A 15255-nucleotide genomic window follows, 5' to 3' on the forward strand; every position below is an offset into this window, starting at 1 on the left:
ATCAGGTCAACCGTGGAGACGAAAGCGCGCGTGCCTCGGCCCCTGCGGGCAGGGCTCATGTTGCGGACGGTTGTTATGCTGCGTGGAACTGCAAGTCTCCCAGTCCGACTGCCGCGTCGGTCTCATGCCTCGCAATCATCACCTCGACGAGAGCCGGCCCGGTGCTATCGAGCGCACGTCGGAATGCTCCCTCCAGTTGGGAGGCATGCTCTACACGCCAGGCATCAAGACCAAAGCTTCGTGCAATTTCTGCGAATGCGAGGGAGTAAGGGCGTCCGTCCGGCAAGGAAAATTCGCCCATACTCGGCCGCACACCGGATGACCCAACTGCACCGGATACAAACTCTGGCCCACTTTGATTGAAGACTACGAAAACCACAGGAATGCTATGCATGACGCTGACCGCCATTTCCTGCATCGACTGGAGAAAATCGCAATCTTCAACCACACACACAACTTGCCTCGCAGGCATCGCGAGCTTTGCACCGATAGCAGCGGGCACGGCCCAACCGCCCGCACCCGATCCTCCCAGAGACAGGAAGGTACGCGGAACATAGACTGCGAAATGCTCTCGCGCTATGTGCGTAACAGCGCCGGATCCAATGACAGCAATGGCATCGCGGTGCAGCACTTTGCGCAGTTCGAGAAAGGGGCGCGGCGCGCGAATCAAGGTTTCGTGCGCTCCCGACTTGCGGGCGACCGAACTGCGCCACTGTCCGCGCAGCTCGCGCATGAGTTCAATGAATGCCTGTCGACGAGCGCCCGTGGCTCGCTTCAGCTTTCCGTTCAGCGCCGACTTGAGATCAATCAGCGCGCTTTTCGCGTCCGCGACAACACCAACCTCGACCGCACAGTGCTTTCCGATTTCGTCCCGCTCAACGTCAATTTGTATCAGCTTCTTACTGGCTAGCTCGGCCGCGCTGAACCCATCGCCATTGACGTCGGATAAGTCCGATAGACGGCTGCCTACCGCCACAACGACATCGGCCTTGCGCAGGAGCGCAATTCCGCAGGAACTCCCCATCGAACCCACGGACCCGGCGTTCAGGTCGTGGTCGTGAGGAATCGCTCCAATGCCATTGCCTGCGACTAGCACAGGCGCTGAAAGCGCCTCAGCCAATGCGTTGAGTTCGTATGTCGCATCGGCCGCCACAACTCCGCCACCCGCGAGAAAGATCGGACGCTCTGCGCGGGCAAGAATATTCGCTGCCTGCTCTATGACCGCAGGGTCTCCTCGCAGGCTGCCCTGCGCGAGCCGGTTCTGGGGCGATTCGGAGCTCACATGGTCGATGTACTTTTGAATTTCAAGCGGGACTTCGAGGTGGACTGGACCAGGTCTGACGCCCAGCACGCCGTTGAAAGCACGATGGATTGCCTGTGGCAATTCGGAGAAACCGCGCACTTTCCACGACTGCTTCAGGCTGCCAGACGCCGCATCTTTGCACCACTCCAAGCCAGGCCATATGGAACCGGCCGACGCTGCATTTGCGTCACCGCTCGCCCGGTCCCCGGTGACGAGAAGCACCCCACACGAATCAGACAAGCAGTTGGCAAGCGCTGCGGCGGCGGTAAAGATTCCGGTCGTCGCAGGAAGAACAACCGCCATCGCGCTGCCACACGCACGGAAGTATCCGTCCGCCATGTGCACCGCACTCTGCTCGTTCACGACCCTGATAAACGGAATGCCGGTTCCTGGCGAATTGAGACCCTCGAGAACCGCGCTGTTTCCGTAGCCACGCACGCCAGCGACGTATCGCACCCCGTACGCGCGCAACTCCTTCGCGATGACCTGCCCGCCCGTTAACTTCACTCGATACTCCCGATATTTTGATGCGCAAAACGCTGCCTGACATTGACGGTAGCCTCTCGCGCACCAGTATTCGCCGTAAAAAAAACCAACTCAATTGCGCACTTATCGGATTTGCGACGCACTCCGACGCACTGTGTCCAGCACGAACGTCGGACGGCCTGCGCAATTTCACCGCGAGGTCTTCTTCGCGCGAGGACGGTCAGCGACGTTGATGGCAGCATGATTCTTTGCCTCACTCAGCCACGCACGGCGCCGCTCAGCGAGAAACCACCCTTGAAAAATCGCGACATCAAGAAGTAGAGGACGATGACCGGCACCGAGTACAGAATGGAGAAAGCAGCAATCTGTCCATACCGGATCGTTGCGGAGCCAATGAAGCTGTAAATGGCGATCGGCGCGGGTTGGCTCGATTGGTCCGCAATCAGCACAATTGGAATGAGAAAGTTGCCCCACGCATTCACGAAGCTAAAGATGGCCGCGGATGCAATGCCGGGCATGGCCAGCGGAACGATGATCGAGCGAAGAATGCGGAAGGTGCCCGCCTGCTCCATGCACGCCGCTTCTTCAAGGTCACGCGGAATCGCGTCAATGGTGTTCTTGATGAGATAGATGGCGAACGGGAGCGACGTGACGCCCAACAGTATCGCTGTCGGCACCATAGAGAGCATGTCGAACTTCGCGAACATCTTGTAGACCGGGACGATGAGAATCGTGACAGGCACGCCTGAGAGGAACAGGATGCCCAGCAGAATCGGCCCTTTCCATGGAATGCGGTGGCGCGAGAACGAGTACGCAGCCAGGATTCCCGCACCCGTCGAAACCGCTGACGCTATCGTCGATACGACCACACTGTTCCAGAGTGCTTGTGCATTCCCTTCCGCCAGTGCGTCCACGAAATTGTCCAGCGTGAGCGTAGGCAGCTGAATCTGCCAACCCGCGTGCTTGTCGAACGCACCCGCCACAAGCCATAACACTGGGATGACGAAGTACGCTCCGATGAGCAACAGGATAATGTTGGCGAAGAGCTTGCCCGACACCGGCTCGGCTCGGCGCTTGACGCGCCCTGCGGGATGCGTGGAGTCTCCCGTCATCTTCTGAGCAGACAGTTCCATTCTGTGTTCCTTCATGAGGCTAATTCAACAGGTTAGGCGGAAAGGGCCTTCAGCTTGCTCTTTCGAACCTGCCCTGGGCGATATTGACGAGCGATCAGTACGAAAGCCAAGCCCAATGCCGACGAGAGCAGCACGATCACGTTACCGAGCAACGCGCTGTAACCCAGCCGATGGAACTTGAAGCCCTGCAGGTACGAATAGATTGGCAGGATGTTGGTCTGATTGTCGGGGCCGCCACCCGTCATCAAATAGACGAGGGTGAAATTTGCGAACGTCAGGAGTGTCATCAGGAGCGCCGACATCAAGATCGTCGGCTTGAGCAGCGGTAAGGTCAGGCGGAACAGTCGCTGAGCGGCACTCGAGTTCTCAAGAATCGCTGCCTCGACCATCTCGGTCGGGATGCTCCTCAGCGCCGCGGAGAACATGATCATCGACAAGCCGGCGAGCGACCAGACATTGGCAATGGACACGATCAGCATCGGGTAGGTGTAGAGCAGGTCGTGGTTTGCGTCGCCCAGGAGGCGCGGGAAGGTGCCGCCGCTCGTCGTAGCCGCGTACCAGATGACCGCGATCGTAATAGGCGGCAGGTTCCACGCGAGAATAGCCAACCCCGACACAGCTCTGCCCAGCACCCCGCTCGCCTTTTGCATCAGCAGCGCCATTGCGAGCCCTAGGATCGTCGAACCAAACGCACCCGAGCCGACCACAAACACCACCGTTTGCCAGAGCGAGCTAGAGAAAACGTCATCGGCGAGGAGCGCCCGGACATTCTGAAGTCCCGTAAACCAGTAGTTGACTGCGTGCGGTCCGATTAGCTGCAGATTGGTGAATCCCAGGTAGACTGCGTAGACAATAGGAAGCGCTAGCAGCGATAGCAGGAGGATAGCCGCCGGCGCCAGCAGTACGAGGCTCACCGGGCGAAACGTGGTTTGATTCATTATCAGAAATCTCCAGAACGTTCGCTGGCCGCCGCCATCAGCAGCCAGCGAACCGCACCGACTATCGCGCGGCCATCAACTTGTCGTTACCAAGCTGGTTTGACAGCTCGCTCTTCATCATGCGGACCGCGTCGTCCACGCTCATCGTCGGCTTCAGCACGAGTGCCTCGGTCGCTGCTTCGAACGCATGCGCCCAGACCGGATAGTCGGGGTCAGCCGGCACACTCTTCGCCACCGCGAGCAGCTTGCCAAACTGCTCCTGATACGGCGGCGCAAGTTCGGTGTATTGCTTGTCCGTCCAGTAGCTTCGCTGCGCCGGAACCAGGCCGGTCCAGTTCGCACCATCAATGGCGTTCTGCTTTCCAACGATCACCTGAACGAGTTGCCACGCGAGGTCCGGATGGGCGCTTTTCTTATAGATGGATACGTCCCATCCGCCAAATGCACTGGCGTAGCCCACGCCACCACCCGACACAGTCGGAAGCGGCGCGAAACCAACGGACTTCGCCGCATCTGGCCAACACGGGGAACACATCGACTTGCTCCAGGCGGCCGGAACATAGTTGCCTACCAGGGCAATGCCGATGTGATGCTTGGGGAACTCAGGCGTGGCGAGCGCCGGCGAGTTTGCGTTCAGAATCAGCGAAGACGGCGCGAGAAGCCCTTCAGCCGAAGCCTGGCGATAGAAGTTCAGAACTTCGCGAATGCCCTTCGTATCCACCGCCCACTTGCCGGACGCATCCTTGATGGTCGGATCACTCGATGCCATCAAGAGGTTGGCTGCCCCCAGAACGAGCGCGGACGTGCCACCGGCAGGACCCGTAATCGCCCACAACGGCCAGACACCTGGGTCGCTCTTTTTGATCTTGCGTGCTGCATCGAATACGTCTTGCCAGTTTTTGGGCTTCCAGTCAGCCGGAAGGCCGGCCTTCGCAAAGACTTGACGGTCATAGAGCAGGCCCGACGTGTTCACGCCCTGGCTGACGCCGATGACATCCTTCCCCGCGGTCGATTCCTGCTTGACCGCATCAGGCACGTCCTTCCACCACGCTGCATTTGCCACGTACTGGTTGAGCGGCAAGAGATAGCCGCTCGCGGCCCACTGCGCCATCTCCTGGGCCGGCAATTGCGCGACATCAGGAGCGGCACCTGGGTTGCCATAGGACATGCTGACCTTAGTAACAATGTCATCAAAGCCGCCCGGAATCGGAACCAGCTGAACCGTGACCCCAGGATGGGACTTTTCGAAATCGGTCTTGATATCACCCCAGAATTTCTTCGTGAGCTCCGGCGTCACCATCACATACTCGGACCCGTAAGCGAGTTTAAGCACGGTATCCGCATGAGCTACGTTGCAAAGCAACGAACCAGCGGTCAACATCGCTGACGCCACTGCGACCAATTTCTTGCTGCTGTGAGTAAAACAACGCATTGCTGGACTCCTGATGTCTATTGTTAAATTGAACCTGTGCTTCCACTCAGAACTAGTGCCGGAGGCTCTTACCGGTGTCGGCGTCGAAGTAGTGAAGGTCTGCGGGGTCAAAAACGAGGTCCACCTGCTCGCCGAGTGCTACCGGTGAGAAACTGGGGAATCGCGCATCAACCACCGAGCCGTTAATCGCAACCCGCACGAAGTTCTCCGACCCAGTCGTCTCGATTCCCTCCACAACGCCGGATGTCCGGACACCGCATCGTGCGGGCGCATCCTTGACCCAATGGAGGTCGTCCGGGCGAATGCCCACTTCGATTCTCGAAGGCAACGACCCGTTGAATTCAACGCGCTGAGCCGGTGGAAGACGGAACTTCGCACCAAGGGAGTGACAATCTGCGTCTGATGTTGCGAGGCTGATTTCGCTGGGCGCAATGTTCATCCGCGGAGAACCGATAAACGTTGCGACATATCGGTCCACGGGGCGTCGGTAGAGGCGCTCAGGCGTATCAATCTGGAGGAGCTTGCCGCCCGAAAACACTGCGATGCGGTGCCCCATGGACATCGCCTCAACCTGGTCATGGGTGACGTACACCATCGTCGTGCCGAGCCGGCGCTGCAAGTCGGAGATTTCGCTGCGCATGTGAGTGCGCAACGCAGCATCGAGATTCGAGAGTGGCTCATCAAGCAGGAAAAGTCGGGGCTCACGAATCATCGCGCGGCCGAGCGCAACACGCTGCCGTTGCCCACCGGAGAGTTCAGCGGGGCTTCGCGCGAGAAGGTTTTCGAGTTTCAACATCGCAGCGACCTCACGGATGCGCTTCTCGATTTCCTTGGGGTTCGACTTGCGCACCTCCATCCCGAATGCGAGGTTCTTGTAAATCGACATGTGCGGGTAAAGCGCGTAGCTCTGGAAAACCATCGCGATGTCGCGCTGACCGGGAGGCAAGGACGTCACATCCTTGTCCCCAATCGAGATGCGACCGTCCGTAGTGCTCTCGAGGCCGGCCAACATGCGCAGGGTCGTTGATTTTCCACACCCAGAAGGTCCGACGAAAACGAGAAACTCTCCGTCTTCGACATCCAGGTTGAGGTCCGATACAACGTTGGTTTCGCCGAACGTCTTGTAGACGTGCTCGAATTTAATCGATGCCATTGCGTTGGTTCCGCTTAAGAGAGTGGAATGATGCGAACCTCACCCTTGGGCCCGTAGAACGGGAAGGCGTCCTGAAGGGCTGAACATTGGGAATCGGTTCAATGTGAACGCAGTTTCGGCATCCAAAAAGCTGCTCTCAATTTCGCAACCCCGCCAAACCTGACGCAAACTGACGCAATGAATTTCGGCAGTTGGTGCAGCACTGCGTGCGCACCCTTTCATGTCAACTGTACGAGCCCGTCTGGAACAGGCCACGCCTTTCAACCCACACGCGCCCCACGCCAAAGCTGGGCAAGTAAAGTGCGAATAGGATTAACCCGTACTCGATGCGCTGCAAGCCAACGCCGCGATAACGCGAGCTGATGCACTCCTGCATCACGCGGGTCGCCCGCGCCGGCCAAAGGTGACTTGAATCAGGCCCGGTGACCCCGCAAGGCCTGGTGGCCGCAGTGCCACCGCTGCGAATTCGATTTCAGCGCTCGAAAAAAAGCGCAGGGCCTAAGCCCTGCGCCAAGAGGCTAGTAGGAGCCTCACGCATGGTAAAACTTGAGCACGTCTCGACGACGCCCCCCCGGGTCAAATCAGGCAGCTGTATTGCGCGCCGGCAACTGGACAACCGTGGTCGAGTTTCCCGCCTTCCTGTCCTCCTTGATCATGCGACTCGCCTTTTCAGCAATCATGACCGTGGGCGAGTTCGTGTTACCGGAGGTGATCGTTGGCATGATCGATGCGTCAACAACGCGCAGACCGTCAACCCCGAAGACACGCAGGCGCGAGTCGACAACCGCCCCTGCCTCGCCCTTTCGACCCATCCGGCAGGTTCCCACCGGGTGAAAAATCGTCGTACCCACATCCCCTGCGGCGCGAATGAGTTCCTCGTCGGTCTGGTATTGCTCCCCTGGCAGAATCTCCTGAGGTTCGTACTTCTGGAGGCTCCGGGCAGAGACGATACGACGCGTGTATCTGAGTGCATTCACCGCGACCATCTTGTCGTACTCAGTAGACAGATAGTTCGGCGCAATGGTGGGCTGTATCGATGCATCGCGCGATTTGATGTGAATCGCACCCCGTGAGGTCGGTCGCAACTGGCATACCGACGCTGTGAATGCATCGAAACTGTGTAACGGTTCGCCGAATTTCTCAAGCGAAAGTGGCTGGACGTGATACTGGATATCCGGACGCGCGGTCGACCCGTCCGTCCCCGAGTTCGCGAACACGCCCAGTTGCGATGGTGCCATCGCCATCGGCCCACTACGATTGATGACATACTCCATACCAATCGCAAGCTTGCCCCACCAACGCGCGCTTAGCGTATTGAGCGTCTTCGTACCCGACACCCGATACGCCATACGCAGTTGCAAGTGGTCTTGCAGGTTCTCGCCGACCCCCGCAAGATTGCTCACGACATCAATGCCAAATTGCCTCAGCCGCTCTGCGTTTCCAACCCCTGACAATTCCAGAAGCTTAGGCGAATTGACAGCACCTGCGCTGACGACGATTTCAAGGTTTGCGGTCGCGCTCACGTCCTCTCCATTGACATGGAAGTGCACACCGCTACAACGACCGCCACGAAACGTCAAACGCTGGGTCATCGCGCCTGTCACGACGGTCAGGTTGGGTCGCTTCATCGCATGACGCAGGAACGCTTTAGACGCGTTCCAGCGAACTCCGCTCTTCTGGTTCACATCAAAGTAACCAACGCCTGCGTTGTTGCCACGGTTGAAGTCGTCGGTAAAGGGAATGCCCGTTTCTTGCGCTGCAAGTGAAAATTCTTCGAGAATCTGCCACTTAAGACGCTGCTTTTCGACACGCCACGGCCCTCCTTTGCCGTGAACGTCACTGGCATCGCCATGATAGTCCTCGCTATCGCGAAAGACGGGCAGGACAGACTCCCAGTTCCACGACGAGTCTCCAGTCATACCGGCCCAGCTGTCGTAATCCTCGCGCTGCCCTCTCATGTAAATCATGCCGTTGATCGATGAGCAACCACCGAGGACACGCCCACGCGGATACGACAGCGCACGACCGTTGAGTCCAACCTCCGCATCCGTCTTCATGCACCAATCAGTGCGCGGATTACCAATGCAGTAGAGGTATCCCACCGGTACGTGTATCCAGTGATAGTCATCGACACCACCGGCCTCAAGAAGCAAGACCGAAACGTCAGCGTCTTCGGATAGCCGGCTCGCAAGCACACAGCCAGCTGTTCCTGCACCAACAATAATGTAATCGTAGTGACCTATAGAGCGTCTCGCCCGCTCATCTCCGTGCTTACCTGCCTGCATTACCTCTCCTGATTACATCCGAGCCTGGGACGAGCGCAAACCGGGTCGCCTCGCGCCTGCGTGCTTGTTCGTTAGCGTCGGACTCAACAACTTCACGATCCTCCCGGCGGGCCCGCACACATTGCGCTGGCAGCGGGTCGATTCGAATCTTCGGGAATAGTGCGGGCAAACCGATTTCATTTCCATTCCGCGCCCCTTCGCACAAGTTCGCGAACAAAAACTGCCTTGTGACGCACCTCCTGCTTCAGCATGCGAAGCTTTTTTCCAACGCTGCGAAATTGAGCCCGGATTTATGGCTGCCAACACTTCTTGTCACGCAACGGGTGTCCGAACGCGTTGCTTTCTGCACCCCCCGTATGGCAGTGAACCTAACTAGATCTCTTAAAAAACAGGAGCAGACATGAGGAAACTTAAAGTACTAGCAGCCGCACTGGGTTTGGCAACCTGCCTATGTGCTCACGCACAGAGCAGCGTCACGCTTTACGGGATTCTTGACGCCGGGATTGCCTACATCCACAACAGCGGTGGTCAGAGCTCCCAATGGAAAATGTCTACCGGCAACATCTCTGAGAACGAGTGGGGATTGAAAGGTACGGAGGACCTCGGCGGGGGGATAACTGCGACTTTCGACGTTGAGAGTGGCTTTAACCTGGCTACCGGTGAAATGAACGAGGGCAACCGACTCTTCGGGCGCCAGGCCTGGATAGGTCTCAGTTCACCGACATACGGCACCGTCACGCTCGGTCGTCAGTACGACGCGATGACCGACGTTGTTCAACCGATTACCGGTGACTTTTTCAGCGGCATCTGGGCCACGCCGGGCGATATCGACAACTACGATGACAGTGCTCGCTTCAACAATGCTGTCAAGTGGGTGAGCCCCACATGGGGCGGCGTCGCTCTCGAGGGAATGTATTCGTTCGGCGGTGTCGCAGGTGCCACGGGTTCCGGTCAGGTCTATTCAGGCGGCGCCTCATACTCCGGTAGTCCGGTCTCGGTCGCAGCTGGCTATCTGCATATCAACAACGGCAACGCGACGCTTTCGACGCGCGGCACTTCTGCGTCGGACTCGCTCTTCAACAGCGCAGTCAACTCCGCGTATGCATCGGCGAATTCGATTAGCATCGCACGCGTCGCTGCGCAGACTGTCATCGATCAAGTGACCGTTGGAGCTGCGTACAGTTACTCGGAGTACGTTCCGGATGGTGCATCGACTTTCACTCGATCGGAAAAGTACCAAAACGGTTCGGTGTTCGGCATCTGGCAGGTGACACCGACTTTCCAGACGATTGTGGGCTACAACTACACCAAGTCGACCGGGGACTCGTCCGCCAGTTACCATCAGGCCGATATCGGAGTCGACTATTTCCTGAGCAAGCGCACGGACTTTTACGCTATTGCAGCGTATCAGCACGCCAGCGGACAGAATGGATTGGGCGATGCGCAAGCGGTCATCGGGTCCTATGACGTCAACTCTGGCGCAGACTACCAGGTTCTGGCTGTCGTGGGTGTTCGTCACAAATTCTGACGCATGTTTGGCCTGCCATACGCCATTCCGGGCATGTGGCAGTTTCACATGGGAACGCTAGTCGATGACAGTCTGCAGCATCACCGATTCCCGCTCATCCGTCAGTGTCTGGCAGCAACATGCGACCAGAGCAGCGTTCTTCGCCGCCGGCTTTGCAGTTGCGGTGTGGGCGCCGCTGGTGCCGTTCGTCAAGAACAGGCTGGCAATCGACGAGGCGACTTTGGGTTGCCTTCTTCTATGTCTTGGTGTCGGCTCGATCATTGCGATGATTAGTTCTGGCGGTATCGTCTCCAGGTTCGGCTGTCGGCGCGTCATCAATTCGTCGATGTTGGTCGCTGCGGTGATGCTCAGTCTGCTTGGCTCTGTAGACGGGCTATACCTCACCGGATTAGTGCTCGCAATGTTTGGCGGCGCCATCGGAACGATGGACGTTGCCATGAATGTTCACGCCATTGCTGTTGAGCAAGGCTCAGGACGGCGCATGATGTCAGGCTTTCACGCGCTCTATAGCATCGGCGGCCTCGCGGGCTCAGGAGGCGCAGCGGCGGCGCTCTCAGCCGGTGTTTCACCGGCCGCTACAGCTATCGGCGCCGCATCTTCGCTCATCATTGCGCTCCTCATTTTTGGCCGATATTTTCTGAGCGACAAAAACCAGGTACACGGCTCGTCCCTTGTCTTCCCGCGCGGAAGCTTGCTGCTGCTCGGTAGCATGTGCCTCATGCTGCTGCTGGTCGAGGGTGCGATGCTCGATTGGAGCGCCCTCTTGCTGTCCGGGTCCAAGGCAATGCCGGCAGCACGAGCCGGTATTGGGTACGCGGTCTTCGCAGGCACCATGACAGCAATGAGGCTCATGGGCGACTGGACCGCCGCAAGGTTGGGAGCTCGCCGAGTGGTACGCATGGGAAGCGCTCTCGGTGCCGTCGGCGTCTGCGTGGCGGTCTTCGCGCCCGCCCCCTACCTCACCATCTTCGGCTTCGCACTGATGGGCGTTGGCTGCGCGAACGTAGTCCCGATTCTCTATTCGGCGGCAAGCGCCAACAAGTCCATGCCCTCGGAACACGCCATCGCAGCGACGGCAACACTTGGATACGCTGGCACCTTGACGGGACCCGCGGCCATCGGCTTCATCGCTCACGGTGTTGGCTTGCCTGCAGCCTTCGGGCTCCTGGCGGCCCTGCTCGCAATCGTCTGCCTCGTGTCCAACATTGTCCCCAGGCACGAGCGGACTGAAGCACTCGATTGAAGGTATCGGCGCCCCTTGTGGGGCGGCGAAAGTGCGCCTGGGCGAAACCACTACGCCCTCCTGCGTCACTTTGCGTCAGTTTCGGTGTGGTTGCGAAATTGAGCCGAACTTAATGGACGCAAATACTGGTGGCATCTGCTCAAACCGCGACGGAGTGAAGCAGTCCAAACGCTAACCCCACATACCCTAAGTCATCATGCAAAGAAATCACGACGTTATCGTAATCGGCAGCGGGGTCGGTGGCGGTGCGGTCGCCCGTCGTCTGGCTGAAAACGGGGTTAGCGTCCTGCTGCTCGAACGGGGCGACTGGGTTCCCCGTGAAGCCGATAACTGGAGTGTCGGGTCTGTATTCCACGAGAAGAAATACACTGCACACGACAGTTGGCTGGACGGCCGAGGTGAAGAGTTCCGTCCCAACATCTACTACAACGTCGGTGGCTGTACCAAGTTCTACGGCGGCAGCATGATTCGCTTCCGTGAGGAAGACTTTGGCATGCTCGAGCATGAAGAAGGTACTTCTCCCGCATGGCCGATTAGCTACGCTGACATCGAGCCGTATTACTGCGAAGCGGAATCCATCTTTGACGTCCATGGGGACGACGGGGGTGACCCCAGTGCGCCGTGGCGCAGTAAGCCTTATCCCGCACCTAAGCTCATGTCCGAACCATTGGTTGAGCGGATGGCCGACACGATGCGCCAGCACGGCGCGAATACTTCCGCACTTCCGCTAGCAGTCGACTTCGGTCCGAAGGGGCATTGCATCCGTTGCAAAACCTGCGATGGATTTCCCTGCAAGTTAGGCGCAAAAAACGATGCCGAAACGAGCCTGGTCAGGCCGGCCCTCGAGACCGGTCGCGTCGATATCATCACGAACTGCTATGTGCAAAGACTTCTACTTTCGGCCGATGGCAAACGCATTGAGGGCGTCGAGGTAAAGCGCAATGGGCAAGTCGAGGTTCTCCGCGCAGGCGTTGTCGTCTTGTCGTGCGGGGCAATCAACAGCGTCGCGCTGCTGTTGCGTTCCGCCTGCGATACCGCGCCTGAGGGCGTCGCGAATGGCTCCGGCGTAGTTGGCCGCCATTACATGGCACACAACCAGACGGCATTGATGGGCTTATCGTTCGAGAAGAACGATACGGTCTTCCAGAAGACCCTTGCGCTCAACCAGTATTACTTTGGTGACGGCGAATATCGCTTTCCTCTCGGGCATGCCCAGATGCTCGGCAAACTCCAGGGCGGCATGCTTTCCGCGAATGTGCCATTTTTGCCCAAGATTGTCGGATCCACCATGGCTCAACACAGCATGGACTGGATTGCTTTTTCAGAAGACCTGCCTGACCCCGAGAACCGCGTCGTTCTTCGTGACGGAAAAATCCAGCTCGCGATTAAACGAAACAATCTCAAGCCGCATCATCGTCTCGTTGAGAAACTGACGTCGTTATTAAAGAAGGCGGGTTATCCCATCGTTCTAGTAAAGCCGCTGATTCGGCATTCGACATCGCACCAGTGCGGCACCGTCAAATTTGGCACCGACCCGGCCACAAGTGCTATCGACCCGTACTGCCGCAGTCATCAACACGAAAACCTGTTCGTGGTTGACGCCTCATTCATGCCATCTTCCGCCGCCGTAAATCCGGCGTTGACTATCGTAGCGCAAGCGTTACGCGCTGCTGACCACATGTTGAAACAGGACTTTCGAACGACCTCGCAACACGTTGCCTGACACGCCTGACTCAGGACGTGGAGAGCGGGCCCGTCGAACGTTGCTTAACTGAAAAACAAAAAACGTAAACCGTGCCGCGGCAACGCGCGCATTTGTATCAAATTGCCATACAAAGGAGCGATTCAATGGCTGAAAAAAAGGAAATGACTGGCGGTCAAATCGTCGTCGAATATCTCGTCCGCGAAAAGGTGCCTTACACGTTCGGCATCCCCGGTCACGGCAACACCGCCCTGCTGGACGCATTTGTAGACCGCCGGCAGGAAATCACCCTCGTCCCGGCGATGCATGAACAAGGTGCATCGCACATGGCCGACGGCTTCTATCGCGCGACCGGTCAAATTGCGGCGGTGTGTTCGTCGATCGGCCCGGGTGCCACCAATACGCTCACGGGCGTTGCGACCGCCTTCGCTGATTCGGTTCCGCAACTGCTGATTACAGGCGGTGTGCACACGTACATGAACGGCAAGGGCGTGCTGCAGGAAATCGACCGTCCGCACGGCGATAACTTCCCGCGCATGGCTGAACCGGTCGTCAAGCGCTGGTGGCAGCCGACCCAGGTCGCGCAGATTCCTGGCGTGATGACGCAGGCGTTCAACGTCATGCTCGAAGGCCGCCGTGGTCCCGCACTCATCAACCTGCCGCAAGACCTGCAGGCTGAATCTGCTCTTGTTGAACTGTCGACGCCGCAGACCCATCGCTCGCACGGCCGCCTCCATGGCGACCCGGTCGATATCAGCAAGGCCGCGAAGCTCCTGCTTTCGGCCGAGCGTCCAGTCATCCTCGCCGGCGGCGGTGTGATTGCGGCCGCAGCAACCGAACTGCTCGTTGCTATCGCTGAACACGTCGGCGCAGCGGTCACGACCTCATTCATGGGCAAGGGTTCGATCTCTGAAGATCACCCGCTGTACGCATGGCCCTGCGGTGACCTCGGCTCCATCCCAGGCAACGCGATGACGCGCGAAGCCGATGTCATCCTGTCGGTCGGCTGCCGCTTCAGTGACCGCATCACGTCGTCGTACCGTCCGGGCGTGACGTTCGATATTCCGAAGACCAAGCTCATCCAGGTCGACATCGACGGCTTCGAAATCGGCAAAAACTATCCGGCCGAGGTGGGTATCGTCGGCGACGCCAAGGCAATCCTCTCGGCTCTGCTCGACGAAATGCGCGACCTCGCCAAGCCGCGTGACTATCAGAACGCGCCGCAATTCAAGCGCCTTCAGGGACTCAAAGCAGAATGGCTTGAGCACCTGCGCCCGCTGCGCGAATGCAATCACTCGCCGATGACCGTCTCGCAGGTTCTGTTTGAAGCTCGCAAGGTCCTGCCGCGCAACACCATCGTCGTCACTGATTCGAGCAACCCGCAGAACCAGGTGTTCAACGAGTTCCCAGTCTATGGCGCGAAGCAGCACATCACGCCTGGCGGCTTCTCGGGCATCGGCTTCGCGCTGCCCGCAGCGATTGGTGCAAAGCTGGGCGCACCGAACCAGCCGGTGGTTGCAGTCTGCGGCGATGGTGCCTTCCTGCAAACGGGTCAAGAACTGGCAACGGCTGTGATGATGGGCATTCCGGCGGTTTTCCTCATCATCAACAACGGCGGTTGGGGTGCTATCCGCAACCTGCAACTCAACATGTTCGGCGAAGACCGTGAAATCATCACCGGCTTCAAGACGCCGGACGGATCTCCGTGGTCGGCACACATCGCGAACTTCGCGAAGTCCCTCGGCGCAGAAGGCGAGCGCGTGGATGACCCACGTCAGATCGGCGCCGCATTGCAGCGCGCAATTCAGTCGGGCAAGCCGTATGTTGTCGAAGCGATTTGCTCGATTGAGCGTCCGTATAGCAACATGCACCCGACCGGCTGGTGGGATATCACCGTTCCGGCTTACCTCGGGGGGCTTCGCGACAAGTATGTCGAAGGCCGCGGCTTCTAGATGCTCGTTTAGGAGCACATGAGCGAGAGTGCGGAATCGGCCACGCTATTCCGCACTCTTCACTCCTCATTGCGCGGTCTCGCATCGCACGACAGCCTGA

10 protein-coding genes are annotated in these 15255 nt (G+C 58.5%); 4 read left to right on the top strand and 6 right to left on the bottom strand.

Features of this window, described 5'->3' with window-relative positions; genetic code table 11:
- Window positions 1-73: 73 nt before the first annotated feature.
- The 6 genes from WCA85_RS34020 to WCA85_RS34045 all read right to left on the bottom strand — a co-directional run bounded on the left by WCA85_RS34020 (window position 74) and on the right by WCA85_RS34045 (window position 8730).
- Entirely contained in the window at window positions 74-1810 is a 1737-nt protein-coding gene (locus WCA85_RS34020) for a thiamine pyrophosphate-binding protein (protein WP_424069961.1), read from the bottom strand.
- A 236-nt stretch (window positions 1811-2046) separates the two neighbouring features.
- A complete protein-coding gene (locus tag WCA85_RS34025; protein ID WP_424069963.1) occupies window positions 2047-2922 on the bottom strand; it encodes a carbohydrate ABC transporter permease in 876 nt (291 codons plus the stop codon).
- 32 nt (window positions 2923-2954) lie between these two features.
- Complete coding sequence (locus tag WCA85_RS34030) at window positions 2955-3860, bottom strand: carbohydrate ABC transporter permease (RefSeq protein WP_424069965.1); 906 nt, start codon at window positions 3858-3860, stop codon at window positions 2955-2957.
- 61 nt (window positions 3861-3921) lie between these two features.
- Entirely contained in the window at window positions 3922-5292 is a 1371-nt protein-coding gene (locus WCA85_RS34035; RefSeq protein ID WP_424069967.1) for an ABC transporter substrate-binding protein, read from the bottom strand.
- A 52-nt stretch (window positions 5293-5344) separates the two neighbouring features.
- On the bottom strand, window positions 5345-6445 hold the full coding sequence (locus WCA85_RS34040) for an ABC transporter ATP-binding protein (protein ID WP_424069969.1): 1101 nt from the start codon (window positions 6443-6445) through the stop codon (window positions 5345-5347).
- A 581-nt stretch (window positions 6446-7026) separates the two neighbouring features.
- Window positions 7027-8730, bottom strand: a complete 1704-nt coding sequence (locus tag WCA85_RS34045; protein ID WP_424069971.1) for a GMC family oxidoreductase — start codon at window positions 8728-8730, stop codon at window positions 7027-7029.
- A 400-nt stretch (window positions 8731-9130) separates the two neighbouring features.
- Here WCA85_RS34045 and WCA85_RS34050 point away from each other — a divergent pair, with 400 nt between their 5' ends.
- From WCA85_RS34050 to WCA85_RS34065, 4 genes are all read left to right on the top strand, one after another.
- Window positions 9131-10258 (top strand): porin, encoded by a 1128-nt coding sequence (locus tag WCA85_RS34050; RefSeq protein ID WP_424069974.1) that lies wholly within the window; start codon window positions 9131-9133, stop codon window positions 10256-10258.
- 64 nt (window positions 10259-10322) lie between these two features.
- Window positions 10323-11501 carry an MFS transporter gene (locus WCA85_RS34055; RefSeq protein WP_424069976.1) on the top strand — a complete coding sequence of 393 codons (1179 nt, stop codon included), beginning with the start codon at window positions 10323-10325 and terminating at the stop codon, window positions 11499-11501.
- A 196-nt stretch (window positions 11502-11697) separates the two neighbouring features.
- Window positions 11698-13224, top strand: coding sequence for a GMC family oxidoreductase (locus tag WCA85_RS34060; protein ID WP_424069978.1), 1527 nt, complete (start codon window positions 11698-11700; stop codon window positions 13222-13224).
- Between the two features lie 125 nt (window positions 13225-13349).
- A complete protein-coding gene (locus tag WCA85_RS34065; protein ID WP_424069980.1) occupies window positions 13350-15155 on the top strand; it encodes a thiamine pyrophosphate-binding protein in 1806 nt (601 codons plus the stop codon).
- The last annotated feature ends 100 nt before the right edge of the window (window positions 15156-15255 follow it).

Source organism: Paraburkholderia sp. (genome assembly GCF_049581445.1).
Classification (GTDB): Bacteria; Pseudomonadota; Gammaproteobacteria; order Burkholderiales; family Burkholderiaceae; genus Paraburkholderia.

Excerpts from the sequence above, each read along its gene's own strand:
- WCA85_RS34055 (WP_424069976.1), top strand. The coding sequence starts at position 10,323 with ATGACAGTCTGCAGCATCACCGATTCCCGCTCATCCGTCAGTGTCTGG.
- WCA85_RS34040 (WP_424069969.1), bottom strand. The coding sequence starts at position 6,445 with ATGGCATCGATTAAATTCGAGCACGTCTACAAGACGTTCGGCGAAACC.
- WCA85_RS34025 (WP_424069963.1), bottom strand. The coding sequence starts at position 2,922 with ATGGAACTGTCTGCTCAGAAGATGACGGGAGACTCCACGCATCCCGCA.
- WCA85_RS34050 (WP_424069974.1), top strand. The coding sequence starts at position 9,131 with ATGAGGAAACTTAAAGTACTAGCAGCCGCACTGGGTTTGGCAACCTGC.
- WCA85_RS34045 (WP_424069971.1), bottom strand. The coding sequence starts at position 8,730 with ATGCAGGCAGGTAAGCACGGAGATGAGCGGGCGAGACGCTCTATAGGT.
- WCA85_RS34030 (WP_424069965.1), bottom strand. The coding sequence starts at position 3,860 with ATGAATCAAACCACGTTTCGCCCGGTGAGCCTCGTACTGCTGGCGCCG.
- WCA85_RS34065 (WP_424069980.1), top strand. The coding sequence starts at position 13,350 with ATGGCTGAAAAAAAGGAAATGACTGGCGGTCAAATCGTCGTCGAATAT.
- WCA85_RS34035 (WP_424069967.1), bottom strand. The coding sequence starts at position 5,292 with ATGCGTTGTTTTACTCACAGCAGCAAGAAATTGGTCGCAGTGGCGTCA.
- WCA85_RS34060 (WP_424069978.1), top strand. The coding sequence starts at position 11,698 with ATGCAAAGAAATCACGACGTTATCGTAATCGGCAGCGGGGTCGGTGGC.